The sequence below is a fragment of the Stenotrophomonas sp. DR822 genome (assembly GCF_019793815.1).
In the GTDB taxonomy this organism is placed as follows: Bacteria; Pseudomonadota; Gammaproteobacteria; order Xanthomonadales; family Xanthomonadaceae; genus Stenotrophomonas; species Stenotrophomonas indicatrix.
Genome location: NZ_CP081826.1, coordinates 2,022,841 through 2,048,116 on the forward strand (window position 1 = coordinate 2,022,841; position 25,276 = coordinate 2,048,116).

The window sequence follows — 25,276 nt, forward strand, 5'->3', positions numbered from 1 at the left end:
TGCCTTCTTCATACAGCTTCCTCGAGAATGATATCGGCGATGCGCTCGGCGGCATCGACCTTGGCCAGGGCACGCGCGGCTTGCGCCATCTGCATGCGGCGGGCGGGATTTTCGGACAGATCACGCAGCAGCGCGGCAATGCCGTCTGCCAGCGTTTCGTCCTGCTTCAGCAATACGGCTGCATCGCGCTCGACCAGGTACTGCGCATTGCGGGTCTGGTGATCATCGACAGCAGCGGGGAATGGCACCAGCACGCTGCCGACGCCGACCGCGCAGAGTTCGGCCAGCGTGGACGCGCCGGAACGGCACACCACCAGGTCGGCCCAGGCGAAGGCTTCGGCCATGTCGGCGATGAACGGTGTCACCTCGCCCTGCACGCCGGCCTTGGCATAGGCCTCGACCGCTTCGGCATGCAGCTTCTCGCCGCTCTGGTGGCGCACCACCACCGGCACCTGCGCACCCAGGCTGGCCAGTGCCTGCGGCACGCCACTGTTGAGCGCGCGGGCACCCTGGCTGCCGCCCAGTACCAGCAGGCGCAGCGGACCGCTGCGGTCGGCCAGCCGCTGCTGCGGCGGCGCGACTGCGGCGATTTCGGCGCGCACCGGATTGCCTACGAACTCCTCGCGTGCAGCGAAGGTGCCCGGGAAACCGGTCAGCAGGCGGCGCGCGTAGCGCGACAGGATGCGGTTGGTCAGGCCCGGCGCGCGGTTCTGTTCGTGCACGATCAGCGGCAGGCCGTGCAGGCGCGCGGCCATGCCACCGGGGCCGGAAGCGAAGCCACCGAAGGCGACCACCGCACGCGGCTGGCGATCACGGATGATCAGGCCGGCGGCACGCAGCGCACGCATCAGGCGCCACGGCGCGGCCAGCAGGGCCAGCTTGCCCTTGCCGCGCAGGCCGGTGATGGCCAGCGTATCGATGGCGATGCCGTGCTGCGGCACCAGGCGGGTTTCCATGGCGCCATCGGCACCCATCCAGGTGACCGGCACGCCACGCGCGCGCAGTACGCGGGCCACGGCCAGGCCCGGGAAGATGTGCCCGCCGGTACCACCGGCCAGGATCATCACCGGCCGGCTGTTGTTCTGGGCCGCGCTCATCCGAGCCTCCCGAAGGTCGGTTCGACGCGCGACTGCAGGCGGCTGGTGCCGCGCACGGCGGCCGGCTCGGCCGCGGCCGGTCCGGCGGCCATCGGCACGTTCTTCGCCACAGGTGCAGCGGAAGGCTCGGCCGCGGCAGAGCCGGCAACATCGTCGGCAGCGCCCATGCGCACGGCCTGGCGGCGCTCGGCGCGCTTCAGTTCATAGGACACGCGCAGCAGCAGGCCCATCGCCACGCAGGTCATCAGCACCGACGAACCACCCGACGAAATCAGCGGCAGGGTCAAGCCCTTGGTCGGCAGGATGCCCAGGTTCACGCCGATCGAAACGAAGGTCTGCATGCTGATCCACAGGCCGATGCCGAAGGCGATGTAGCCGGAGAAGTGGCGCTTCATTTCCACGCAGCGCATGCCCAGCCAGAAGGTGCGGCCGACCAGCAGTGCGTACAGGGCCACGATCACGCAGGTGCCCAGGAAACCGAATTCCTCTGCGGTGACCGAGAAGATGAAGTCGGTGTGCGCCTCGGGCAGGTAGTACAGCTTCTGCACCGAATTACCCAGGCCCACGCCGGTCCACTCGCCGCGGCCCACCGCCATCAGCGCGTTGGACAGCTGGTAGCCGTCGCCCTGCTGGTCGGCCCACGGGTCGAGGAAGGAGGTGATGCGGCGCATGCGGTACGGCTCGATGATCGCCAGCGCGCTCATGCCCACCAGGCCGATCACCACCGGCATCGACATGCGCGGCATGTTCACCCCGCCCAGCACCAGCATGCCGGCGGTGATCGCCAGCAGCAGGGTGGACGAGCCGAAGTCGGGCTGCAGCAGCAGCAGCACCACCAGCGCACCGGCCACGCCCAGCGGCTTGAGCATCGCCGGCCAGGTCGCGTTGACCTCGTCGCGGAAGCGCACCAGGTAGCTGGACAGCCAGACGATGTAGAGCACCTTCACCGCTTCGACCGTCTGGAACTTGGAGATGCCCAGGTTGATCCAGCGGCGGGCGCCGTTGACGCTGCTGCCCAGGCCCGGCACGAACACCACCACCAGCAGCGCGAAGCAACCCAGCAGCAGCATCTGGTTGTACTGCTCGATGGTCTTCAGTTCGGTACGCGCGGCGATGATGGCCAGCACGATGCCGACCGCCAGGAAGATCAAGTGGCGGTTGAGGTAGTAGAACGGGCTGCTCATCAACGCGATCGAGCTGGACGCCACCATCACCACGCCCAGCCCGGTGAGCGCGATCATCGCGCCGAGCAGCCACTTGTCGTAGCTGCCACCGATGGCCTCAAGGCGTGTTGCCTGGTGCGACAGGTCGTTCATCAGCGTACCTTCAACGTGGCCAGGCCGATCAGCACCAGCACGACGGAGATGATCCAGAAGCGCACGATCACGCGCGGCTCCGGCCACCCCTTCAGTTCGAAGTGGTGGTGGATCGGCGCCATGCGGAACACGCGCTTGCCGGTCAGCTTGAACGAGGCGACCTGGATCATCACCGACAGCGTTTCGATGACGAACACGCCGCCCATGATCACCAGCACCAGTTCCTGGCGGGTGATCACCGCGATGGTGCCCAGCACCGCGCCCAGCGACAGCGCGCCGATATCGCCCATGAACACCATGGCCGGATAGGTGTTGAACCACAGGAAGCCCAGCCCCGCGCCGGCGATCGCCGCACAGATGATGACCAGCTCACCGGCACCCGGAATCTGCGGGATCTGCAGGTAGTTGGCGAACACTGCGTTGCCCGAGGCGTAGGCGAACACGCCCAGCGCGCAGGCCACCAGCACCGTCGGCATGATCGCCAGCCCGTCCAGGCCGTCGGTCAGGTTGACCGCGTTGGAGAAGCCGACGATCCAGAAATAGGCGATGGCCACGAAGCCGATACCGGCCAGCGGCAGCGCCACCGACTTGAACATCGGGATGTAGAAGGTCAGCGCCGCCGGTACGTCGGCGGTCTGGAACAGGAAGATGCCTGCAGCCAGGCCGAAGATCGACTGCAGCAGGTACTTCCAGCGCGACTTCAGGCCGTTCGGGTCGCGACGGACGATCTTGATCCAGTCGTCGTACCAGCCGATGGCGCCGAAGCACAGCATCACCGCCAGCACCAGCCACACATAGCGGTTGCGCAGGTCGGCCCACATCAGCACCGACAGGGTGACGGTGAGCAGGATCAGCGAACCACCCATGGTCGGCGTGCCGGCCTTGGAGAAATGGGTCTGCGGACCATCGGTCCGGATCGGCTGGCCGCCCTTGAACTGGGCAAGCTTGCGGATCATCGCCGGGCCGAGCCACAGCGACAGGAACAGCGCCGTCAACGCGGCAAGGATGGCGCGGAACGTCTGGTAGTTGAACAGCCCGAACAGGCTCTCCAACTGCTGCAACCATCGAGCCAGTTCATACAACATGCGGGGATTCCTCTCCTTGCGCCAGCAGCGCTTTGACAATCGTGTCCATGGCGCTGCCACGGGAACCCTTGACCAGGCAGCGCACGCCGGCATGCAGCGCTTCCTTCAGCGCCTGCGACAGCGCGTCATGGGTGGTGAAATGATGTCCGCCCTCGCCAAACGCAGCGGCAGCAGCAGCGCTGAGCGGGCCCAGCGCATACAGGCGCTTGAGGCCGGCGGCACGCGCACGGATACCCGCCTGTGCATGCAGCGCCTCAGCGTCCGGTCCGAGTTCGCGCATGTCACCCAGCACCAGCCAGCCCTCTTCCGGGGCGGCGGCCAGTGCGTCGATGGCGGCAGCCAGCGAACCAGGGTTGGCGTTGTAGCTGTCGTCCACCAGCACTGCGCCATTGCGCAGCTGATGGGCGATCTGGCGGCCCGGCACCGGCTGCGCTTCCGCCAGGCCGATGGCCACCAGTGACAGCTCGATGCCGGCGGCCAGCGCCAGGCTGGCGGCGGCCAGCGCATTGCTGATGTTGTGGCGGCCCGGCAGGCCCAGCACCACGCCCGCCTCGCCCATCGGCGTGACCAGGGTGAAGCGGCTGCCCTGGGCACCGGCGCGGATGTCGCGCGCGGTGACGTCGGCGCTGTGTTCCAGGCCATAGCGCAGCACCCGGCAACGTGCCGGGGTACCGATGAAATGCTGTTCGAACCAGCGCCCGTAGGCATCGTCGGCGTTGATCACGGCCACGCCATCGGCAGGCAGTGCGGCGTAGATCGCACCCTTGGTCACCGCCACGCCGAGCAGGCTGCCCATCCGCTCCAGATGGGCCGGGGCGATGTTGTTGACCAGGGCATAGCGCGGGCGCGCGATGTCGGTCAGGTAGGCGATGTCGCCCGGCTTGCCGGCGCCCATCTCGTAGACGGCGTAGTCGGCATCTTCCGGTGCGTCGATCACCGCCAGCGGCAGGCCGATCTCGTTGTTGCGGTTGCCCGGGTTGGCGTAGACCACCTTGTGCGCGTGCTGGGCCACCTGCTGCAGGATCGCCAGCAGCAGGCTCTTGACGCTGGTCTTGCCGTTGCTGCCGGTGATGGCGAACAGTTCGGTCGCGCGGTCGCGCTGCATGCCGGCGGCGATCTTCGCCAGCGCGCGCTCGCTGTCGGCCACCAGCACCTGCGGCAGGTCCAGCGGCAGCAGGCGCTCGACCAGCAACGCGCTGGCGCCACGTGCCTGTGCGTCGGCAGCAAAATCGTGGCCGTCGAAGCGTTCGCCACGCAGCGCCACGTACAGGCTGCCCGGGCCAAGGCTGCGGGTATCGTTGCTGACCGCGTCGATGGCCACGTCGTCGCCGTGGATCTCGCCACCGGCCCAGTGTGCGATCAGCGAAAGCAGGGTGCGCTTCATGCGTCACCCTCCCCGGCCTGCGGGCCCTCTTCCGCGTCCTGCGGCCGGGCCACTAGCGCGTCCATGCGCGTCGCCAACACACCGGCCTTCGCGGCCAGCGCGGCGGCCGACACTTCGGTGTCGTCGAAGTCATGGCGCACGCCATTCACTTCCTGGTAGGGCTCGTGGCCCTTGCCGGCGATCAGGATGATGTCGCCGGCACCAGCGCGCTTCACCGCCAGGCCGATCGCACGCGCGCGGTTGCGCTGCACGGTCACGGCCGAGGCATCGGTGAAACCGGCCAGGATGTCGGCCACGATCACGTCGCCGTCTTCGCCACGCGGGTTGTCGTCGGTGACGATGACCTGGTTGGCCAGGCGCTCGGCAATGGCGGCCATCTGCGGGCGCTTGCCGGTATCGCGTTCGCCACCGCAGCCGAACACGCAGAACAGCGTGCCCTGCAGGTGGCCGTGCAGGCTGTCCAGCGCCTGTTCCAGCGCGTCGGGCGTATGTGCGTAATCCACCACCACGGTCGGCAGGCCGTCTTCACCGCCCAGGCGGTTCATACGGCCACGGATCGGCTGCAGTGCCGACAGCACCTCGGCGATACGCGGCAGCGGATGCCCCAGCGCATGCAGGCTGCCAGCCACCGCCAACAGGTTGTCCACGTTGAAGCGGCCCAGCAGCGGTGACTGCACCGCAGCACGCTGGCCGTCGATGACCAGTTCGAAACCGATGCCGCGGCCATCCAGCTGCAGCGCTTCGGCGCGCACGCTGGCACCGTCGGCACCACGCGAGCTCAGGCCGATGGCCTGCACGCCTGCCGGCAGGCCGGCGAACAGCTGGCGACCGAACGCATCGTCAAGATTGATCACCGCCGCCTTCAGGCCCGGGCGATGGAACAGCCGCGCCTTGGCCGCGCCGTAGCTGGCCATGTCACCGTGGTAATCAAGGTGATCGCGGGTGAGATTGGTGAACACCGCCACGTCGTAGTGCACCGCATCCACGCGGCCCTGGTCCAGCGCATGCGAGCTGACTTCCATCGCCACCGCGCGCGCGCCATCGTCGCGCAGCTGCGCCAGCAGCGCATGCATCTGCAGCACCAGCGGGGTGGTGAAACCGGTCGGCTCGACCGCACCATAAAGTCCGGCGCCCAACGTGCCGATACTGCCACTGGGCGTACCGAGCAGGTGCCAGGCCTGGGCCAGCAGCTGCACGGTGGAGGTCTTGCCGTTGGTGCCGGTCACGCCAACCATGGTCATCGCCCGCGAAGGCGCGCCATGGAACTGGTCGGCCATTGCCCCCAGACGCGCGCGCAGGTCCGGCACGGCGATGGCATCGGCCGGTGCAGGCAGCTCGGCAGGCGCCGGCGCTTCGAACAGGATGGCGCCGGCACCGGCAGCACGCGCCTGCTCGACAAAACCCAGGCCATGCGCGCCGAAGCCGGCGATGGCAACGAAGGCATTGCCGGGGCGCACGGCACGGCTGTCCAGCACCAGGCCGGTCAGAACGGGATCATGGCCCGCCAGGGCCACGTCCGGAAGCAACTGCGAAAGCAACATCGAAGGGCTCATTGCGTGCCTCCCGTCGCGGGCGGCACATGGGGGTGCGCGCTGGGCAGCGCGGCATCGAATTCAGCGGCGGCATCCACCGGCAGTGCGGCTTCGGCCGGCGGCACCGGCAGCACCGAGGCCGAATGCCCGATCTTTCCGGACTGCTGGGCAGCCAGCCACGACTGCAGGTCATCCAGTGGCACGTCCATCAGGCGCAGGGTGCCTTCCATCACGTTGTGATAGACCGGCGCCGACACCAGGCCACCGTAGAACTTGCCGCCCTGCGGATCGTTGATGACGATGACGGTGGCAAAGCGCGGATTGGTGGCCGGCACCACGCCGGCGAACAGCGCGTTGTAGTGGCCGCGCTCGTAGCCACCGGGGCCGGTCTTGCGCGCGGTACCGGTCTTGCCGGCCACGCGGTAGCCCAGCACCGCCGCCTGCTTGGCGCCGCCCTGGGTGACCACCGTTTCCATCATCGCCACCACCTGCTTGGCGACGTTCTCGTCGATGATCTGATGGCCTTCGTTGCGCTGGCCCTTGACGAAGGTCGGCGCGATCAGCTTGCCGCCGTTGGCCAGCGCCGAGTACGCGGTGGCGATCTGCAGCGGCGTGACGTTCAGGCCATAGCCGTAGGACATGGTCGTCTTGGTGGTGCCCGACCAGCGGGCCGGGCGCAGCACCACGCCACCGGACTCGCCGGGGAAGCCACTGTGCGGCACCGAGCCGTAGCCGAAACGGCGCACACCATCGTAGAACACCTGGTCGGGCATCTTCGCGGCGACCTTGGCCGCACCCACGTTCGAGCTGCGGGTGATCACGCCGGTGACGTTCAGCACGCCGTTGTTGCGCGGCACATCGCGGATGGTGAAGCGCCCCAGGGTCATGTAACCCGGGTTGGTGTCGATGACGGTGTCCTTGGTCACCGCACCGGCCTGCAGCGCGGTGGCGATGGTCAGCGGCTTCATCGTCGAACCCGGCTCGACCAGATCGGTCACCGCGCGGTTGCGGCGCGTGTCCGGCTGCGCGCTGGTCAGCGAATTGGGGTTGTAGGTCGGCAGGTTGACCATGGCCAGGATCTCGCCGGTGGTCACGTCCATGATCACCATCGAGCCGCCGGCCGCCTTGTTGGCCACCAGCGCGTTGCGCAGTTCCTTGAAGGCCAGGTACTGGATGCGGCGGTCGATGCTGAGGGTCAGGTCCTTGCCCGGCTCGGCCGCACGCAGCAGATCGCTTTCGACCGTCTCGCCCTTGCGGTTGCGGATCACCCGCTTGCCGCCGGGCTTGCCACGCAGCCATTCGTCGAAGGCCAGCTCCAGGCCTTCCTGGCCGCGGTCGTCGATGTTGGTGAAGCCCAGCACGTGCGCCATCGCTTCACCTTGCGGGTAGAAGCGACGGAACTCACGCTGTGCCGCCACGCCCGGAATCTTCAGCGCGACCACGCGCTCTGCCTCGTCCGGATTGATACGGCGACGCAGGTACATGAATTCCTTGTCCGACTTCTGCGACAGGCGGCTGCTCAGCTCGTCCACCGACAGGCCCACCGCCTGTGCCAGCTCGGGGATGCGCTCGGGCGAACGCAGCAGGTCCTGCGGGTTCACCCAGATCGAGGCGACCGGGGTGGACACCGCCAACGGCTCGCCGTTGCGGTCGGTGATCATGCCGCGCGAGGTCTTGATCGGAAGCTCGCGCAGGTAACGCGCTTCGCCCTGGCGCTGGTAGAAGTCGCTGTTGATGATCTGCACGTAGGCGGCACGACCCACCAGCGATACCGAGCACAGGCCGAGCGCCAGGGCCACCCAGCGCAGGCGCTGGCGCAGGTTGAAGGCGTTGCGGGGACGGTTGCGGCCGGTCTTGCTCATGGGCGCACCACCACCACGTCGGCGGCTTCGGGGAACTTCATGCCGAGCTTTTCGCGGGCGATGCTGTCCACGCGGTTGGCTTCGGCCAGGGTCGCCTGCTCCAGCTGCAGGCGGCCGAATTCAATGTTCAGGTCATCGCGCGCACGCTCGGCGCGCGACAGCTCGATGAACGTCTGCCGGTGACGGTGACGCACGAACACGACGCCGATCGCCGAGGCCACGGTGCAGGCCAACAGGATGATCAGCAGCAGCCGGCTCATGCATCGGCCTCCCGCTTCTGGGCCACACGCAGCACGGCGCTGCGGGCGCGCGGGTTCATCGCCAGCTCTTCGTCGGTGGCCTTGATGGCACCCCCGATCAGGTCCAGGGTCGGCACGAAGGCCTGCGCCTCGGGCAGCCGGCGGTTGGCTGGCGGTGCCTTGGCCAGGCGGTTCATGTACTGCTTGACGATGCGGTCTTCCAGCGAATGGAAGCTGATCACCGCCAGCCGGCCACCGGGCTTGAGGCGTTCCACCGCCGCGTCCAGGCCGGCTTCGAGGTCGGCCAGTTCGCGGTTGATGTGGATGCGGATGGCCTGGAAGCTGCGCGTGGCCGGATGGATCTTGTCCTTGCCGCGCGGCATCACCGAGGCGATCAGTTCGGCCAGCTCGGCGGTACGGGTGAACGGCTGCTTTTCGCGGCGGGCCACGATGGCGCGGGCGATGCGCCGGCTCTGCCGCTCTTCGCCGTAGGTCCACAGCACGTCGGCGATCTCGCGATCTTCCACGCGGTTGATCCACTGCGCGGCGCTTTCGCCACTGTCCGGGTCCATGCGCATGTCCAGCGGGCCGTCCTTGCCGAAGCTGAAACCACGCTCGGCCACATCCAGCTGCGGCGAGGACACGCCAAGGTCGAACAGCACGCCATCCAGGCCTTCGGCGGTCTCGTTCCACTGCAGCAGCTGGGCGAAGCTGCCACGGAAGATCGACACGCGCGGGTCCGGCGCGAAATCGCGCTCGGCAACGGCAATGGCTTCCGGATCCTTGTCCATGACCAGCAGGCGTCCCTCGGGACCGAGCTGGGTGAGCACGCCACGTGCATGACCGCCACGACCGAACGTGCCATCCAGATAACGTCCGTTTTCGATCACCCTCAGGCCTTCCAGGACCTGGGTGTACAGGACCGGCAGATGCACCGCCGGCGACTGCGACACCGGAAGGTGACCGGTCTGCGCTTCTGGGCGCATCCGGGCACCCCGGCTCACAACTTCAGGTCGAGCAACCCATCACCCAGATCCTCGTCAGACAACGTCTGCTGGATCAGGGCCCGATGCGCCTGCTCGCTCCACAATTCGAATTTGTCGCCCATACCGAGCAATACCGCCTTCTTCTCAATGCCCACCGCACCGCGGTGGCTGGCGGGAATGCTGATGCGACCGTTGCCGTCCAGCTCCAGGTGGGCGGCTGAACCGACCAGCTTCTGCTGCAGCAGACGTACGACGCGCTGTGTGTTGGGTTTGGACATGACGTCGTCGCGTACCCGCTCCCATTCCGACTCGGCGTACAGCCACAGGCAGCCGGATTCGAAGGGGTTGTAGGTCAACACGAGACGGTTGTTGCTGACGCGCGCAACCAGGTCGCGGTGAGCGGTGGGAACCGCCATGCGCCCTTTGTCGTCAACTGTGATGGCCGTCTCGCCCTGGAACACGACGCCTGCACCTTATCCTTCGCCCGGTGAAACATTGAACCACGAAAATCCACAAAACACCCGGATTTCCCTCTGATGCCCACCTTAGCAGCGACCCAAGGGTTGTCAACAACTTTTCAGCAGGGAAATCGCCAGCCGCATCAATGGTTTGCGCCGATGTTTAGAGAGTTGTTCAAGGTTTATCCACAAGTTGCTGATCCGTCTCAATTTTTGAGATTGAACGGAAGTTCAGGGGTGTGGAGGGCGCGTGAAACATGGGCTGCGCATTCATCCGGAACGGGCCGAAAGCGACGTCGGACTGCGCAAACCGGGCACAATGGCGCCATGTGCCTGCTTGCTATTGGCTGGTTGCACCACCCGCGCTGGCGGCTGGTGATGGCCGGCAACCGTGATGAGTTCCACGCCCGCCCGACCGCGGCCCTGGCCCCCTGGCAGGATGAGACGTCGGTCATCGGCGGGCGCGACCTGCGCTCCGGCGGCGGCTGGGCAGGGGTGGGTGCCGGTGGCCGGATGGCGGTGGTGACCAACGTCCGCGATCCGCAGGCCTCCCAGACCGGGCCATCGCGTGGCGCCCTGGTGGCCGACTACCTGCGTGGCCGCGATCCGGCGGGTATGCATATAGAACGTCTGGCCGGGATCTGCGCTGCCTATGCCCCGTTCAACCTGCTGCTGGCCGATGGGCACAGCCTGGAGTATCTGGGCAACCATCCGGCCGAGCGGCAGACGCTTGGCCCGGGCGTGCATGGCATGTCCAACGGCGCGCTTGATGCGCCCTGGCCAAAGACCCGGCGGCTGATGGATGCGCTGTCGTCGTGGCTGGCGGCCGATGCCGACTCGCTTGACCCGCTGTGGCAGGCTCTGGCCGACGAACATCGCCCGGTCGACAGCGACCTGCCCGATACCGGCATCGGCCTGGAGCGCGAACGCTGGCTCAGCCCCGCTTTCATCCGTGGTGACGATTACGGCACCCGCGCCAGTACCGTGCTGCTGATCGATGGCAACGGCCAGGGCGAAATCCATGAGCGCCGCTTTGGTCCGCAGGGTGTACCCAGCGGACAGGGTCACGTCATTTTCTGACTGGAACGGTAGTGCCGGCCGCTGGCCGGCAACTTCTGGATCCTCGGATGCACCTTGCGGTTGCCGGCCAGCGGCCGGCACTACCAGGTCCATACACCCTGCGTGGAGGGCGATAGGTAGATCCACGCCATGCGTGGATGGATGTGGATGGAATGAAGGGGCGGAGCCGGCCGATAAGCCGGGTTCTGTCGTGGACAGTCATTCCTCTAGGCGTTACGTCGCCGCAACGCTCAAGCAACCTACCCGGATCCAACGCGGGCCGCGCCAATGGATCCCTATTTGGTCTTGCTCCAGGTGGGGTTTGCCGTACCGGTCTGTTGCCAGACTCGCGGTGCGCTCTTACCGCACCATTTCACCCTTACCGGCCTTCCGAAGAAGACGTAGGCGGTATCTTTCTGTTGCACTTTCCGTCGGCTTGCGCCGCCCAGGCGTTACCTGGCACCTTGCCCTATGGAGCCCGGACTTTCCTCGGCACCCCCGAAGGGATGACGCGACTGTCTGGCCGACTCCGCCGCGCGCATTCTAACGTACATGGGGGGTTCCTGCCCGCCGCGTTCTGGTAGCGCCGGGCCATGCCCGGCGGCCGTTGGATGCCGCGCTACGCGCTCGCCGGGCATGGCCCGGCGCTACCGGCCGTACAACGCCTTGCGCGGTGCGCCGGTCAACTCGGCCGCCAGCTTGGCCGCGGTCGACGGTGGCAGGTGCTCGCTCAGCTTGGCGTAGACGTGCCGGCCATGTGCCAGCTGCGCCTCGGCATCGTCGCCAGCGCCCTGCACCATCACCACGAACTCGCCTTTGCGCTGGTTGTCGTCGGCTTCCACCTGCGCCAGCAACCCGGCCAGGTCGCCATCGAGCACGGTCTCGAACAGCTTGGTCAGCTCGCGCGCGAGCACGGCCGGGCGCTCGCCGCCAAAGATCGCCGCCATGTCGGCCAACGACTCGGTGATGCGGTGCGAGGATTCGTAGAACACCATCGTGCGCACTTCGCCGGCCAGCCCCTGCAGGCGATCGCGGCGGCCGCTGGCCTTGGCCGGCAGGAATCCCTCGAAACTGAAGCGGTCGCTGGGCAGGCCGGCCACGCTCAGCGCAGCGATGGCCGCGCAGGCACCGGGAACCGGGCTGACCTTGATGCCGGCAGCACGCGCGGCACGCACCAGCCGGAAGCCCGGATCGCTGACCAGCGGGGTGCCGGCATCGCTGACCAGCGCCAGCGACTCGCCCGCCTGCAGCCGCGCCACCAGGCGCTGGGCCAGGGCCTCTTCGTTGTGTTCGTGCAGGGCCACCAGCGGCTGCTGGATGCCGAAATGGGACAGCAACTGGCCACTGCGGCGGGTGTCCTCGGCGCAGATGGCCGCCACCGAACGCAATACCTCCTGCGCGCGCGGGCTCAGATCGGCCAGGTTGCCGATCGGCGTGGCGACGACATACAGGGTTGGGACACTCATTTCAGCGGTACTCACGGGGCAAGGGTAGAATCCTAGCGTGTACCTGGCCAAGGCCGCTGCCCTCATCGCATGGACCCGATCATGAACAAGCCCGCCGCACGCATCTCTGCCCTGTCGCTGTCGTTGATGCTGCTGGCCGGTTGTGCCACCACCAGCCTCGTCAGCACGCCCGAATCGCCGGCCCAGAGCCAGGCGCTGGCGCTGATTGAACAAGGCAAGCCGCGCGACGCCGCCCTGCAACTGGAAGCGCTGGCCGCAACCCTGCGTGGCGGTGCCCGCAGCAACGCACTGGCCGATGCGGCCTGGGCCTGGCACCTGGCCGGCGACAGCGCACGCGCGCGCAGCCTGCTGGGCCAGGTGACCGCCCGCCAGCTGACCGGCGCCAGCCTGCAGCGTTACCAGCTGGCCAGCGCCGAGCTGGCACTGGCCGACAAGCAGCCGGCGCAGGCACTGGCCCTGCTGAAGGATCATGCCGACAACGTGCACCCGAGCCTGCGCACGCGCTGGTCGCTGGCCCGCGCCAATGCCCTGCAGGCCACCGGCGATGCCTTTGGCGCCGCCACCGAACGCGCCCGTGCGCATGCCGGCCTGGCCGGCACCGCGCGCAGCGAAAACCAGGCCGCCATCTCCGGCCTGCTCGGCACCCTCGACGATGCCACCCTGCGCAGCCGCGCCGCCGCCTTGCCGGCCAATGACCCGCTGTACAACTTTGCAGGCCGTGCGCTGATCGCCCGTGGCCTGCCGCTGCCGCGCCCGTTCGATCGCGATGGCGCCGCCCAGTTCGACACCAGCAAGCGCCCGCCGGCGATGAGCGATGGCTACCGCCCGCCGGCCAAGCTGGCCGTGCTGCTGCCGCTCAGCGGCCGCCTGGCCACCGCCGCACAGCCGGTGCGCGATGGCCTGCTCAGCGCCTACTACGGTGAAACCCGCCGTCGTCCGGAGGTCAACTTCTTCGACACCGCCGGTACCCCGGCCGGTGCGCTGGCCGCGTATGACAAGGCCGTGGCGTCCGGCGCCGACTTCGTGGTCGGTCCGCTCGGCCGCGACGAGGTGGATGCCGTGTACGGCCGCCAGCAGCTGCCGGTGCCGGTGCTCGGCCTGAACCGCGGCAAGGATGCACCGCCCGCCGGCAGCGCCGGTTTCTCGCTGGCACCGGAGGACGACGGCATCGTGGCCGCCGAATACATGCGTGGTCGCGAGCGCAGCAAGGCGCTGGTGATCAACAGCAGCGACGACACCGGCCGCCGCGCCGCTGCCGCCTTCGCCCAGCGCTTCGCCCAGCGCGGCGGCAGCGTCGCCGCCACCATCGCGGTCAGCGAAACGGTGGGGGATGTCAGCGCGCAGGTGCGCAATGCCGGCGCGGTCGACGCCGTGTTCCTGGCCGTACGTGCACCGCAGGCCCGCCTGCTGGCCCCGCAGCTGGCGCTGGCCGGTGCCGGTGGCGCCACCCGCGTGGGTACCTCGCAGCTGACCACCGGCAGCGGCAAGGTTGAAGAAGACGTGGCGCTGGACGGCATCATCTACCCGAACGAAGCCTGGAACGTGCGCAGCGTGTCCGGCGTGCCGTCCGCTGCCCAGGTCGCGCAGACCCTGCCCAGCGCGCGCGGCGCCGCCAGCCGCCTGTTCGCCTTCGGCGCCGATGCGTGGAAGATCAGCGCCTACCTGGACAAGCTGGCCACTGAAGGCGGCCTGGACGGTGCCACCGGCACGCTGTACCTGGACAGCAACGGCAACATCCTGCGCCAGCCGGCATGGTCGACCTTCAGCGGTGGCCGGCCGATGCCGATCGCCGGTGGTCGCTGAGCACCTGCAACGTGGCTCGGCGGTGGAAGCCGCCGCCGAGCAGCATCTGCAGCAGGCCGGGTTGCGGCCGCGCGCACGCAACGTGCGTTATCGCGGCGGTGAACTGGACCTGGTGATGGATGACGCTGGCACCGTGGTGTTCGTGGAAGTGCGCTACCGCGCGCGACAGGACTTCGGTGGCGGCGCGGCCTCGGTCGATCCGCGCAAATGCCGGCGCCTGATCCACGCGGCGCAGCTGTACCTGCAGGAACATCCCGCCATTGCCAATGCGCCGTGCCGCTTCGACGTGGTTGAAGCCACGGGCGAACCACCGCAGCTGCACTGGCTGCGCGATGCGTTCCGGTTGGATGATTGCTGATGGGTACCGTCCGCTCTGGTAGAGGCCGACCTTGGTCGGCGCTTCTGTGCCAATCAAGGTTGGCACCTACCAGAGCGCAGCCTGGCCGGCACTACCACGGTGCGTGACTGATGCCTTCGATCATCACCCACGCGGCGGTGCCACTGGCGTTGTGGTGCGCTGCTGATCGCGGCCGCATTCCGCCGCGACTGCTGGCGGCCGGTGTGGTCGCGGCGATGCTGCCCGACGCCGATGTACTCGCTTTTGCCCTGCACATTCCCTACGCCGATGCGTTCGGCCATCGCGGGGCCAGCCATTCGTTGCTGTTCGCCTGCGTGCTGGCGGCGTTGGCGGCGGTGTGGGCGTTCTTTGGTAGCCGCCAACCTTGGTCGGCGCCGCTCAGCTCCGGTAGTCGCCAACCTTGGTTGGCGGTGCTGTGCCAACCAAGGTTGGCACCTACCACGGCAAAGCCAACCTTGGCATCTACCGTACAAGCTGCAGCGTTCGTGTTCGTCTGCGCCGCCAGCCATCCATTGCTGGATGCGTTGACCTCCGGCGGCCTTGGCGTTGCGCTGGCCTGGCCCTGGAGCGACCACCGCTTCTTCGCGCCCTGGCGGCCGATCCGCGTGTCGCCGTTTGCGCCGCAGTTCTTCAGCGCGCGCGGCCTGGCCACCCTGCTGTCGGAACTGCGCTGGGTGTGGCTGCCGCTGGCCGGCGCTGTCATCGCCTGGAAACTGATTCACTCCGCCCCCGCTGCCCCACGAGATCTGTCATGAGTACTGCCCTGCCCTCCGCATTGGTTGCCGAACTGTCCGCCCTGCTGGGCAGCGACGGCTGGCGCATGGATGACGGCGCACTGGAGGCGAACGCGCAGGACAACTCGTGGCGCCACCAGCGCCCGGCTGCGGTGGCACTGCCGGCCGACATCGAACAGGTGCAGGCGCTGGTGCGTGCCTGCCGCGCGCATGGCGTGGCCTTGGTCGCGCGCGGTGCGGGCACCGGCACCACCGGCGCTGCGGTGCCGTTGCCCGGCAGCATCGTGCTGTCGTTCACCCGCATGGACCGCATCCTCGAGATCCGCGCCGGTGACCGCTGCGCCGTGGTACAGCCGGGCGTGCTCAACGGAACGCTGCAGCAGGCGCTGGCACCGCACGGCCTGTTCTGGGCACCGGACCCGTCCAGCGCCGAGATCTGCAGCATCGGCGGCAACCTCGCCTGCAATGCCGGCGGTCCGCGCGCGGTGAAGTACGGCACCAGCCGCGACAACGTGCTGGGCCTGGTGGCGGTGACCGGTACCGGCGAGGTGATCCGCTGCGGCGGTGCCTACACCAAGGACGCCACCGGCTACGACCTCACCCATCTGCTGGTGGGCAGCGAAGGCACGCTGGCGCTGATCGTGGAAGCCACGTTGAAGCTGACCCCGCTGCCGGTCAGCCAGGCTGGCCTGCGCGTGCTGTACCGCGATGCCGATGCCGCCGCCGCTGCCGTCTCGAGGCTGATGTCGCAGCCAGTCGTTCCCACGCGCTTGGAATTCATGGACGCACGCAGCCTGGAGCTGCTGCGCCTCAACGGTGCCGACGTACCCGACGCTGGCGCGATGCTGCTGGTCGAGGCCGATGGCGACCACGACACCCTGCCCTACCTGCTGCAGGCATTGGCGACCGCCGCCGAAGGTGGCGGCATGATCGCACTGGACGTGGCGATGGAAGGCCGCGCGCGCGACCAGCTGTGGGCCGCACGCAAGGCGCTGTCGCCCGCGCTGCGCAGCGTCGCCCCGGGCAAGATCAACGAAGACGTGGTGGTACCGGTATCGCGCATTCCCGATCTGGTGACTGGCGTGCAGGCATTGGCGCGCGAGTACGCACTGACCATCGTCACCTTCGGCCATGCCGGCAACGGCAATCTGCACGTCAACATCCTGTACCACCCGGACGATGCCGACGAGAACGCACGCGCGCATGCCGCGCTGCCGAAGATCTTCGAGCTGACGCTGGCGCTCGGTGGCACGCTGTCGGGTGAACACGGCATCGGCCTGGCCAAGCGTGATTTCATGGCGAAGGCGTTCACCGCAGAAACGCTGGCGGCGATGCGCGCGATCAAGGCCGCGCTGGATCCGGATGGCATCCTCAACCCGGGCAAGGTGCTGCCGCCGGCGTGAACGCCGCCGGGCATGGCCAGGCGCTACCGGGACGAGCTGCTCGCGATATCGATCAAGGTCTGCCGGAAGCTGGGCAGCAGAACCCGGTTGCCATGCCCGCTCAGGTGATCGTTGTCGAAGAACAGCGGTTCACCGTCCTGCACCGCCGAGCAGGTATCCGGCCCGCACAACAGCGGCAGCGGATCCCACACGGCCAATGACGGATAGCGCGCGGCCAGCTCGGCCAGCAATGCCATCTGCGGCGCACGCAACCGCTGCAGATCCGCGCGCGACATGCTCAGGCCCCCGGCGCACGCCGGATTGCTACGGTTGAACCAGTCCGAGCAGCGATAGGCCCCTGCCTTGAACAGCGGCAGCGGTGCATCGATGACCACGTGCACGCCCAGCCGCTGCAGGCGGCCCAGCACACGCTCGGCTTCATCTTGTGCCGCCTGCGCATGCGCGGGCGTGCGTTCGGCCAGCAACTGCCGATAAATCTGCTGTGCGTCCTGTTGCTGCCAATCGAACCCTCGCAGCTCCGGCATGCGCAGCGCCGCCAGCAACACGATGTCACCCGGGCGCGCGTCGCGTTCGATGGCCGACAGGCTGTCCTCGATGAAGTCCTGGCAGTCGGCCGGGCTGGCCCGCAGCAGATTGACGAAGCTGCAGCCGCCGCGATCCTCCTGGCGGATCTCCATCCCGGTCTGTCGCGCGACCATGCTGGTCATCGTGCGGTAGGCCGCCGCATGCGAATCGCCGACAACAAACAGGCGTCGACCTTCAAGCGCGGGTGCGCTCACCGGTTCCAGCGGTCGCCACGCCGGGTAGCGACGCGCCTGCCATGCGTAGCCATCACGGGTGACGCTGAGCGAAATCTGCTCGTGGTACTCCACCGTCGCCCAGGCACCGGCGCCGCACAGCGCCACCACCGGCAGCGCCATCGCCAGCACCTTCGCCGGCGCCAGCCGCAACAGCGGCAGCGCGCTGCGCAGCGGACGTTCAACGTAATGGTAGGACGCAGCCGACACGGCCAGCAGCAGCACCGGATACAGCCACAGCGCAGCGCCCTGCAGCCCGTAGGTCCAGCGCAGCAGCACCAGCAGTGGCCAATGCCACAGGTACAGCGAATACGACAGGCGCCCCAGGTACGACAGCGGTGCCCAGCCCAGGGCGCGGCCGACCCACGATTGGCCATGCCCGGCTACCGCCGCCAACAGCAGCAGGGTGCCGACCACCGTGGCCAGCACACCCGGCACCGGCATGGCCAGTTGCGGCGCGACAAGCACGCCCGCCAGCAGCAGGGCCAGGCCGGGCAGTACGAGCGCATCCCCGCGCTTGCCGGGACCGCGCGCGCTCATCCACTGGTACAACAGCGCACCGGCCGCCAGTTCCCAGAACCGCGACGGCAGCAGGTAGAACGCCGCCGCCGGGGCGGCCTGCGCCTGCCAGGCCGCCCACGCCAGCGACAGCACCGTGAGCGCCGGCAACAGCACGCGCGACCACGGCCAGCGGCCGCGGCCGCGCAACCAGACGAAGAACAGCAGCGGGAACACCAGGTAGAACTGCTCCTCCACGCCCAGCGTCCAGGTGTGCAGGAACGGATTGAGTTCGGCGCCGGGCGAGAAGTAGTCATCCTGCTGGCCGGCCAGCACCACGTTGCTGAAACCCACCAGCGCCGCCCAGCCGGTCTGGTCGAACTGCTCGTTGCGCCAGGCGCGGGGAATGAACAGCGCCGACAGCACGAAGGTGGCCATCAGCATCACCAGCAGCGCCGGCAACAGGCGCAGCACGCGGCGCCGGTAGAAATCGAGCAGCAGCGCGCCCAGTGGCATGCCCGCACGCACAGCCAGCGATTGGCTGATCACGAAGCCGGAGACCACGAAGAACAGGTCCACGCCGGTGAAACCACCGGGCAGCCATGCCGCGTTCGCATGGAAGACGATGACGGCCAGCACGGCCAGGGCGCGCAGGCCATCGATGGCAGCGTTGTGGGAGCGTTCGGGGTGAAGCATGCGGGCGACCGTCAGCGAGCGATCGGGCAGCATGGCCAGCGCTTGCGCAGTCATTCAATGGACAATCGCGACAGACGTGGACATCGTTCATGTCCCGTCCCTGCTCGCCGCAGTTGTAGAGCCGAGCCATGCTCGGCTGCTCTTCGTTCAGATCGCGATGAGCCGAGCGTAGGCTCGGCTCTACAGCAGCAGCCAGGGGTCAGAGCCCATTGCCATGCAATGGGCTCCGACCCCGGCGTCGGCCTTGGCGTCGTTGCTTACCAGGCCATGCGCAGACCCACCTGGCCGCCCACGTTGCGGTAAGCATGGTCACCGCGCTGCACGCTCACGCCGCCCCATGCACCCCAGCGCTGGCCTAGCTTCAGCTCGGCACCTGCCTGTACTTCGTAGCGGTTGCGCGGAACATCCGCACCCAGCGTGTCACCGTTGAACTGCAACGTGCTGGTACCGCTGCCACGCAGCCAGTTCACGCCCAGGTAGGGCTGCACCACACTGCCAGCCGCAGTGCCGCCACCGAACACGCGCACGCCCACGCGTCCGTTCAGGCCACCGGCCTCGGCACGATCGATCACCGTGCCGTTGTGCTCCACATGACGATCGGCGCGGTAGTCTGCATACGTCAGCTGCATCTGCGGCTGCACATACAGCGCACTGGCGGCCCCCTGCCAAACATTGAAGGTGTAGCCGGTCTCCAGCGACGCACTGGTCGTGCGCGAATCGTACTGCTCCGGCTCCAGGCCCACGCCGCGTATGCGGTTGTCGAACCGGCCGTACTGCACGTTCGCATCCACATAGGCGCCGTGAGTGCCCTCGGCATCCTGCAACCAAGTGCCATAAACCCCCAGCGCAGTGCCACGCACGCGGCCGGTAGCGGTGTAGCCGGTCAGATCCGAAACGACGCGGTTGTCGGCACGGCCACTGCCCAGCATCACCCCGAAGGCGGCGTTGCCCCGACGCAGCAGATCACTGCCGATCTGCAGTACCGACGTATTGCCGTCCACCGACAGCTGGCCACCGACAGCGCTGAAATCTGCATGGCTGCGGCCTACGCGCGCCCACGCAGTGCGCTCGCTGCCGAGGGCGCCGGTGCGATCATGCATTCGGTGGGCGAACATGCTGATGGTGGCCGACTGGTTGGCCAGGTAGGCGCCGGCCTCAGGGCGCAGCACCGGCGGCGGCCGGATCGGGTCCACCGGCCCCACGCCCTCGCCACCGTCCCCGCCCTCACCCGGGTCGGGGCCCGGGCCTGGATCAACCGCACAGCCCGGCGCCGCCGGATCGTCCTGGCACACATCGAACCACTGCGAACGCAGGTACCAGTTGCCATCCGACGGATCGGCCAGGCCGCCCTGGAACAGGAAGTACTCGTACGAGCCGCCCACCGCACGGCCCGCCAGCGCATAACGCGCCAGCGATGCACCGTCCACTTCGATCAACTGGATGCCATCCACCGTAGGTGCACCCACACCACCGATGTTCCTGACCACGATGCTTGCATCACCCGAGGTATCCCCTCGCACATGCAGGCGATCCATCGCGCTGTCATCACCGGCCAGCGCGCCCTGGAACAGGAACGTGGCACCTTCGCTGTGCAGGTCACCACCCACGGTAAGCGTGTTGAAGCGACCGCTGCCATCGGACAATGCCAGCCCGCTGTCGAGCACGCGCAGTTCGCCCACGGTGGCATCAGCGCCCAGCGTCCATTGGCTGGCGCGTTCGATCGTCATGGTCTGCACCAGATCCGACGCTCCCTGCCACAGCGAACCGCCAGCCAAGCGCACGTGCACATCGGACTGCGGCACCAGCCCGGCGTCCTCATCCTCGGGCGTGATGACGATGTCGCCCACCAACTGCGAATGCTCCTCCAGCACGACGTCGAAGCGTCCTGCCACCGCCGCATCCAGTGCCAGGCCGATGCCGTTGCCAGCGGATACCAGCGCGCCGTTGGACAGGGTCAGGCCCGGGTCACGGCTGCTGCGCACCCACACCCCACCGTGCTGCGCGCTGACCAGCGAGCCACCATCGATGCGCATGCGGCCGTTGTCATTGATCACCGCAGCCCACGCGCCTTCGCCTTCGGTACGAACGTGGGTGTTGGTCAGCGTCATCTCGCCGCCCCCACCGGACAACACGCCGTGCGAGTTGACGCCGGTGGTGCGCACCACGCTGTCGGCCAGGTGCACGGTACCGCCCAGGCGTGCGATGGCGCCGATGGCACCGGCGCCTTCGGTCAGGATGTCGGTTGCGCTGGCAGACGCCACCGGGCGAGCGCTGGCGCCCCCCTCGGCATACAGGCCATGGCCGTTCTGGCCGAGGGTGCGCAATCGGCTGCGGGCGATCCGTGCGGTGCCACCCAGTACCGAAATCGCCTGCCAGTAAGTACCGTCGGCGGTGATCTCCGAGCCCTCCACGTCCAGCTCCCCGTCGCTCATCAGCCGAATGCCCACGCCATTGCGCGTGGTAATGGACGAACCCGCCACCTTGGCCACGCCGTCACGCTGGTTGATGTCGATGCCCGTGCTCTCACTGAGCAACTGGCTGTTGCGCATCGTCAGTTCAGACCCCTCGGTCATGTTGATACCGAAATGCCCGGACAGATCGACACCGTCCAGCAGCAGCTGGCCGCCGCCGCTGGTTGCGAAACTGACTGCACTGGCATCGCTGCCACGTGCATGGACACTGCCCCCACGCATTTCAACCGTGCCGCCGATGGACAACCCTTCCCCCGAGCGCTCGTGAGTGAGATCGATGTCCACATCCTCCAGTACGACGTTTCCCACGCCCGCCAGCACCCCGCTGGCCCCGGCGCCAACGCCGTTGATCTGCACCGATTGCAGGTGAACGTCGCCGCCATCCTGCACCCAGAGCCCATGGGCGCCGCCGCCCACCTCGATCCGGGTCCGCTCTGCGCTGAGGCTGCCGCCGCGCACTTCCAGACCGTTGGACTGGCCGGCATTGACCTCGATCACACTGTCGACCACGCGCGCGCTTCCATCCTGCACGAACACACCATGCGACAGGCCACCGGTCGTGGTGATATGAGCGCGATCCAGAACCACGTGGCCGTCGAGTGCTTCAGCACCGTTGGCCGCCGTGCCCTGGGTCTGGATACGGGTTCCGATGGCATGCACCTGTCCGCCGCTGGCAGCAGACAGACCTGCTGCACCGTAGCCGGTGGTGGTCACGCTGCCCTGCTGAAGCTCGATGCGACTGGCGATGCCTTCGGCGCGTGCGGCGGCGGCACGCTGCCCCTCGGTAGTCAGGTTGACCGGACCGGTTGGAATGACGCTTCCGCCGTTGATGGCGAGAAACACGTAACCTGCGGGATCACCCGGCACCACCGGTTCTGTCGTGGCGTAGTCACCTGCCGCTGGCGTCTTTTCATCTCCATCGGCAATGACCTGCTGCGCAAGTGCCGGCGCGGCGGACGCAAACGCCAGACCGAGCGCCGATGCCAAGGCATGGCGACGGGGAAGCAGAACGAACATGGCATATCTCCTGGAAAACAGGCGGCCATGCTCGGTGCACGCTGCACGCGACACCATCGAATGCGTTGCAACATCTCCCCCAGGACACCACCGCGGCCGTGCGGCCCACTGAACCGTTGCCCTCCCCCAGAAGGAAGGTCAATGCCGCTTTGCAACTAATTGCATGGGAACACCCCCACCCCGTGCCGGACACTGGAGGCCATTTCGGACATAGCCTTTCGCAACTCACCCACGGATTCACGCAATCATCACGGCGTGGTGGTCATATCCGCCTGCCTGAACAGGGTGTTGTCGACCGTTGACGTGTCCCCCAGCCGTTTTCCAGCCCCAGGACCCACCAATGACCCCCTCTCTTTGCCGAACCCTACCCGCACGACGCCCACTGGCGCAGTCGCTTCTGTTGGCGCTGGCGACAGCGGCGTTGCCCATGCAGTCCGCCCTCGCTGGCGATCTGGACAACCAGAACGCAGAGGTCACCGTTGGCGATCGCGCCGAGGCGTGGACGCTGAAGAACGGCTCGCGATTGACCGTCACGGGCGGGCAGGTGGAATCAATCACCGCCACCAATTCAACGGTCATCCTGGACCATGGCACCGTAGCTTCTTTCGCGCCGAACGCCGTAGTGCGTGTCACTCTTGATGGAACAGCGTTGCTGGACATGAAGAGCAGCTACATTATTGATGGCTCCGTGAGCATCCGTGAAGACGCCGTGGCACGCATCGTTGGCAGTGCGATCATGGGGCAGGGCTGGGGCGTTTCGATACATGCGGGACCGTTTGACACCGTGTATGGCGGATCCGTGCTGATCGATTCCAGCACGATCCGGGCCGACGACCATTCCGGTGCGCCAGAGATCAACAGCGGTCACGGTGTACGCCTCATGCAGGGAGCGATGACCATCCAGAATGGCTCGAACGTGGAGGGCTTCCGTACGGCGGCTCTGCTTTCAGGGCGAGGGGATATTCCGGGCATGCCGGACACCATCCGGCTGCACGTGGACAGATCCAGGATGCAATCTGACACTGGTGCCGCCATCCGCGTTGCACCGTCGGGTACAGCCGCTGCCACTCGCATCACCTATGACATCGAGGTGCGCAACGGTGCTCAGCTCGTTACTGGCGACGGCAATCTTCTGCTTGCGCAGAGCGTTGGATCCCTTGTGGGACAGGCCGATATCGACTTTACGGTGGACAACGCCCAACTCGCCGGCAATGTCACTTACGATCCTGCCTCGTTTACCGACAGCTCGCTCGATGTGGTGCTTCGCAACAAGGCACAGATCGACGGCCGTTTCATCAACGTCACCAGCGCCAGCATCGACAGCGACAGCACCTGGCTGATGACCGGCGACAGCAATGTCGGCCACCTCGCGCTGGGCAGCACCGGCACCGTGGCACTGGGTAATGCCAGCACCTTCAATACCCTTACCGTCGACAGCTTCGATGGCACGGGCGGCACCCTGCTGTTCAACACCCACTTGGGCGATGACAGCTCAGCGACCGACAAGCTGGTCATCAACGGCGACGCCAATGGCCAGGCCAACGTGCGCGTGCTCAATGCCGGCGGTGCCGGTGCGAAGACTGATCGCGGCATCGAGCTGATCGACATCGGCGGTGCGTCCAATGCGCAGTTCGATCTGGTCGGCCGCGCCGTGGGCGGGCAGTACGAGTATTTCCTGGTGAAGGACGCCAACGGCAACTGGTACCTGCGCTCGCAGACCGGTGCCGGCCCGGACCCGTGCGTAGTCGATCCCACCCTGCCCGAGTGCACGCCGATCGATCCGGTGGACCCGGTGGATCCGCCGCCGCCGGTACTGCGCCCGGAAGCAGGCGCGTACCTGGCCAACCAGTTCGCGCTGGACCAGCTGCTACGCCACGGCTGGCGCGACCGCCAAGGTGGCGCCGCTGCGACGGATGGCATTCGCGGCTGGGCCCGGGTGGACGCTACGCAGAGCAAGCTCGGTGCGGTGGACGACCAGCTCGACCTGCGCGTGGATCGCTCGCGCCTGCAGCTGGGTGCGGACGTGGGCGTGTTCGATGACGGTCGTGGTCGCGTGGGTGTGATGGGCACCGTTGCGCAGTCCAGCGCCACCTCGCGCTCGGACCTGACCGGCTACAGCGCACGCGGCAAGGTGGAAGGCGGCGCACTGGGCGTGTACGGCAACTGGGCCAACGACGCCATGTACGTAGATGCCAGCGTGCAGCGCGGCCAGTTCCGCAACCGCGTGCAGGGTGATGGCCTGGCCGAGGAGCGTTACAACTCGGACATCTGGCAAAGCTCGCTGGAAGCGGGTTATCGCTTCAACATCGGCCAGATCGGCAGCACCGCGCTGAGCCTGCAGCCGGAACTGCAGCTGGTGTACACCGATGCAAAGACCGACGTGCACACCGAAACCAACGGCACCGTGGTGCGTGCAGCGGGCAACAGCGGCCTGTCCGGTCGTGCTGGCCTGCGCCTGCAGGGTGAAGGCCACTCGGCGGCGGGGGCCTCGGTCAGCCCGTATCTGGCGGCCAACTGGTACCGCGATGGTGCCGGTAATGGCATCGCCTTCGACGACGAAGTGCTGAAGGCCGGCATCCCGCGCAACCGCTATGAACTGAGCGCGGGTGCACGCGTGGAATTCCGTTCCGGCTTCAGTGCGTGGGGCGGGTTTGGCGTGATGCGCGGTGACAGTGGCTACCGCGAAGCGACGGCGAACCTGAGCGTCGCCTACACGTGGTGATGTAATCACGAACGGCGCCGGAGAGATCCGGCGCCGTTCTGCTTTCTGTAGCGCCGAGCGGATCTGTTGCACCGCAGCTTCTCGGGCCCGCGTCGCCTGCGATGAACAGTGCCCAACCCGATCAGCAGCCTGATCCGGCCTTTACAACAAATTGCATGGGCTGAAGCCAGCGTCCCGCCCAGAATTCGTGCCGATCAAGACATGAACCGGCGAATTCAGCTCATCACAACCACTTCACATGAACGGCCCCAAAAAAACCGCTTACGTGAACGAATGGATGGGCAAATTCGGCG

18 protein-coding genes and 1 other RNA gene are annotated in these 25,276 nt (G+C 67.5%); 6 read left to right on the forward strand and 13 right to left on the reverse strand.

All coding sequences use genetic code 11. The features are described 5' to 3' along the window. Nucleotides 1-8 precede the first annotated feature (8 nt). From murG to K5K93_RS09495, 9 genes are read right to left on the reverse strand one after another with little or no spacing between them, the layout of a single operon-like run. Entirely contained in the window at nt 9-1,097 is a 1,089-nt protein-coding gene (murG, locus tag K5K93_RS09455) for an undecaprenyldiphospho-muramoylpentapeptide beta-N-acetylglucosaminyltransferase (RefSeq protein WP_093818912.1), read from the reverse strand. After that, the gene (ftsW, locus tag K5K93_RS09460) at nt 1,094-2,413 is read right to left on the reverse strand and encodes a putative lipid II flippase FtsW (RefSeq protein ID WP_222390708.1); all 1,320 of its coding nucleotides are present in this window, start codon (nt 2,411-2,413) and stop codon (nt 1,094-1,096) included. Before ftsW ends, murG begins: the two co-directional genes overlap by 4 nt. Continuing rightward, entirely contained in the window at nt 2,413-3,498 is a 1,086-nt protein-coding gene (gene mraY, locus K5K93_RS09465; protein ID WP_025876592.1) for a phospho-N-acetylmuramoyl-pentapeptide-transferase, read from the reverse strand. The genes ftsW and mraY overlap by 1 nt, the downstream gene beginning before the upstream one ends. Beyond that, nucleotides 3,488-4,882, reverse strand: coding sequence for a UDP-N-acetylmuramoyl-tripeptide--D-alanyl-D-alanine ligase (gene murF / locus K5K93_RS09470; RefSeq protein WP_222390711.1), 1,395 nt, complete (start codon nt 4,880-4,882; stop codon nt 3,488-3,490). Before murF ends, mraY begins: the two co-directional genes overlap by 11 nt. Then, the gene (locus K5K93_RS09475; RefSeq protein ID WP_243746993.1) at nt 4,879-6,435 is read right to left on the reverse strand and encodes a UDP-N-acetylmuramoyl-L-alanyl-D-glutamate--2,6-diaminopimelate ligase; all 1,557 of its coding nucleotides are present in this window, start codon (nt 6,433-6,435) and stop codon (nt 4,879-4,881) included. Before K5K93_RS09475 ends, murF begins: the two co-directional genes overlap by 4 nt. Continuing rightward, nucleotides 6,432-8,276: a penicillin-binding protein 2 gene (locus tag K5K93_RS09480; protein ID WP_222390714.1), complete on the reverse strand. Its 1,845-nt coding sequence runs from the start codon at nt 8,274-8,276 to the stop codon at nt 6,432-6,434. Before K5K93_RS09480 ends, K5K93_RS09475 begins: the two co-directional genes overlap by 4 nt. Beyond that, the gene (ftsL, locus tag K5K93_RS09485) at nt 8,273-8,536 is read right to left on the reverse strand and encodes a cell division protein FtsL (RefSeq protein WP_025876599.1); all 264 of its coding nucleotides are present in this window, start codon (nt 8,534-8,536) and stop codon (nt 8,273-8,275) included. The genes K5K93_RS09480 and ftsL overlap by 4 nt, the downstream gene beginning before the upstream one ends. Continuing rightward, a complete protein-coding gene (rsmH, locus tag K5K93_RS09490) occupies nt 8,533-9,501 on the reverse strand; it encodes a 16S rRNA (cytosine(1402)-N(4))-methyltransferase RsmH (protein WP_025876600.1) in 969 nt (322 codons plus the stop codon). Before rsmH ends, ftsL begins: the two co-directional genes overlap by 4 nt. 14 nt (nt 9,502-9,515) lie before the next feature. Next, complete coding sequence (locus tag K5K93_RS09495; RefSeq protein WP_189914854.1) at nt 9,516-9,917, reverse strand: division/cell wall cluster transcriptional repressor MraZ; 402 nt, start codon at nt 9,915-9,917, stop codon at nt 9,516-9,518. A 369-nt stretch (nt 9,918-10,286) separates the two neighbouring features. Here K5K93_RS09495 and K5K93_RS09500 point away from each other — a divergent pair, with 369 nt between their 5' ends. Beyond that, nucleotides 10,287-11,039: an NRDE family protein gene (locus K5K93_RS09500; protein WP_222390717.1), complete on the forward strand. Its 753-nt coding sequence runs from the start codon at nt 10,287-10,289 to the stop codon at nt 11,037-11,039. Nucleotides 11,040-11,197: 158 nt separating this feature from the next. Here K5K93_RS09500 and rnpB read toward each other — a convergent pair. Both rnpB and rsmI read right to left on the reverse strand, forming a co-directional pair. Continuing rightward, nucleotides 11,198-11,549: RNase P RNA component class A (rnpB, locus tag K5K93_RS09505), an RNA gene on the reverse strand. 116 nt (nt 11,550-11,665) lie between these two features. Then, the gene (gene rsmI / locus K5K93_RS09510; protein WP_093818905.1) at nt 11,666-12,484 is read right to left on the reverse strand and encodes a 16S rRNA (cytidine(1402)-2'-O)-methyltransferase; all 819 of its coding nucleotides are present in this window, start codon (nt 12,482-12,484) and stop codon (nt 11,666-11,668) included. Nucleotides 12,485-12,565: 81 nt separating this feature from the next. Between rsmI and K5K93_RS09515 the strand changes: the two genes are divergently transcribed. From K5K93_RS09515 to K5K93_RS09530, 4 genes are all read left to right on the forward strand, one after another. Continuing rightward, a complete protein-coding gene (locus K5K93_RS09515) occupies nt 12,566-14,287 on the forward strand; it encodes a penicillin-binding protein activator (protein ID WP_093818904.1) in 1,722 nt (573 codons plus the stop codon). Beyond that, nucleotides 14,277-14,645 (forward strand): YraN family protein, encoded by a 369-nt coding sequence (locus tag K5K93_RS09520; protein ID WP_177177024.1) that lies wholly within the window; start codon nt 14,277-14,279, stop codon nt 14,643-14,645. Before K5K93_RS09515 ends, K5K93_RS09520 begins: the two co-directional genes overlap by 11 nt. A 110-nt stretch (nt 14,646-14,755) precedes the next feature. Then, nucleotides 14,756-15,400, forward strand: a complete 645-nt coding sequence (locus K5K93_RS09525; protein WP_222390720.1) for a metal-dependent hydrolase — start codon at nt 14,756-14,758, stop codon at nt 15,398-15,400. Continuing rightward, on the forward strand, nt 15,397-16,782 hold the full coding sequence (locus K5K93_RS09530) for an FAD-linked oxidase C-terminal domain-containing protein (RefSeq protein WP_222390723.1): 1,386 nt from the start codon (nt 15,397-15,399) through the stop codon (nt 16,780-16,782). The genes K5K93_RS09525 and K5K93_RS09530 overlap by 4 nt, the downstream gene beginning before the upstream one ends. A 23-nt stretch (nt 16,783-16,805) precedes the next feature. Here the strand turns inward: K5K93_RS09530 and K5K93_RS09535 are convergent, their stop codons facing one another. Together K5K93_RS09535 and K5K93_RS09540 are read right to left on the reverse strand one after the other, a co-directional pair. Next, on the reverse strand, nt 16,806-18,827 hold the full coding sequence (locus K5K93_RS09535) for an acyltransferase family protein (RefSeq protein ID WP_222390726.1): 2,022 nt from the start codon (nt 18,825-18,827) through the stop codon (nt 16,806-16,808). A 203-nt stretch (nt 18,828-19,030) separates the two neighbouring features. Beyond that, complete coding sequence (locus K5K93_RS09540) at nt 19,031-22,261, reverse strand: autotransporter outer membrane beta-barrel domain-containing protein (RefSeq protein WP_222390729.1); 3,231 nt, start codon at nt 22,259-22,261, stop codon at nt 19,031-19,033. 427 nt (nt 22,262-22,688) lie between these two features. On the opposite strand from K5K93_RS09540, the gene K5K93_RS09545 reads away from it, so the two are divergent. Next, entirely contained in the window at nt 22,689-24,983 is a 2,295-nt protein-coding gene (locus K5K93_RS09545; RefSeq protein ID WP_261311956.1) for an autotransporter outer membrane beta-barrel domain-containing protein, read from the forward strand. Nucleotides 24,984-25,276: the final 293 nt, after the last annotated feature.

Bases quoted from the DNA above. Each gene is read 5' to 3' on its own strand.
- murG (WP_093818912.1), bottom strand. From the start codon at position 1,097: ATGAGCGCGGCCCAGAACAACAGCCGGCCGGTGATGATCCTGGCCGGT.
- ftsW (WP_222390708.1), bottom strand. From the start codon at position 2,413: ATGAACGACCTGTCGCACCAGGCAACACGCCTTGAGGCCATCGGTGGC.
- mraY (WP_025876592.1), bottom strand. From the start codon at position 3,498: ATGTTGTATGAACTGGCTCGATGGTTGCAGCAGTTGGAGAGCCTGTTC.
- murF (WP_222390711.1), bottom strand. From the start codon at position 4,882: ATGAAGCGCACCCTGCTTTCGCTGATCGCACACTGGGCCGGTGGCGAG.
- K5K93_RS09475 (WP_243746993.1), bottom strand. From the start codon at position 6,435: ATGAGCCCTTCGATGTTGCTTTCGCAGTTGCTTCCGGACGTGGCCCTG.
- K5K93_RS09480 (WP_222390714.1), bottom strand. From the start codon at position 8,276: ATGAGCAAGACCGGCCGCAACCGTCCCCGCAACGCCTTCAACCTGCGC.
- ftsL (WP_025876599.1), bottom strand. From the start codon at position 8,536: ATGAGCCGGCTGCTGCTGATCATCCTGTTGGCCTGCACCGTGGCCTCG.
- rsmH (WP_025876600.1), bottom strand. From the start codon at position 9,501: ATGCGCCCAGAAGCGCAGACCGGTCACCTTCCGGTGTCGCAGTCGCCG.
- K5K93_RS09495 (WP_189914854.1), bottom strand. From the start codon at position 9,917: ATGGCGGTTCCCACCGCTCACCGCGACCTGGTTGCGCGCGTCAGCAAC.
- K5K93_RS09500 (WP_222390717.1), top strand. From the start codon at position 10,287: ATGTGCCTGCTTGCTATTGGCTGGTTGCACCACCCGCGCTGGCGGCTG.
- rsmI (WP_093818905.1), bottom strand. From the start codon at position 12,484: ATGAGTGTCCCAACCCTGTATGTCGTCGCCACGCCGATCGGCAACCTG.
- K5K93_RS09515 (WP_093818904.1), top strand. From the start codon at position 12,566: ATGAACAAGCCCGCCGCACGCATCTCTGCCCTGTCGCTGTCGTTGATG.
- K5K93_RS09525 (WP_222390720.1), top strand. From the start codon at position 14,756: ATGCCTTCGATCATCACCCACGCGGCGGTGCCACTGGCGTTGTGGTGC.
- K5K93_RS09530 (WP_222390723.1), top strand. From the start codon at position 15,397: ATGAGTACTGCCCTGCCCTCCGCATTGGTTGCCGAACTGTCCGCCCTG.
- K5K93_RS09535 (WP_222390726.1), bottom strand. From the start codon at position 18,827: ATGACTGCGCAAGCGCTGGCCATGCTGCCCGATCGCTCGCTGACGGTC.
- K5K93_RS09540 (WP_222390729.1), bottom strand. From the start codon at position 22,261: ATGTTCGTTCTGCTTCCCCGTCGCCATGCCTTGGCATCGGCGCTCGGT.
- K5K93_RS09545 (WP_261311956.1), top strand. From the start codon at position 22,689: ATGCAGTCCGCCCTCGCTGGCGATCTGGACAACCAGAACGCAGAGGTC.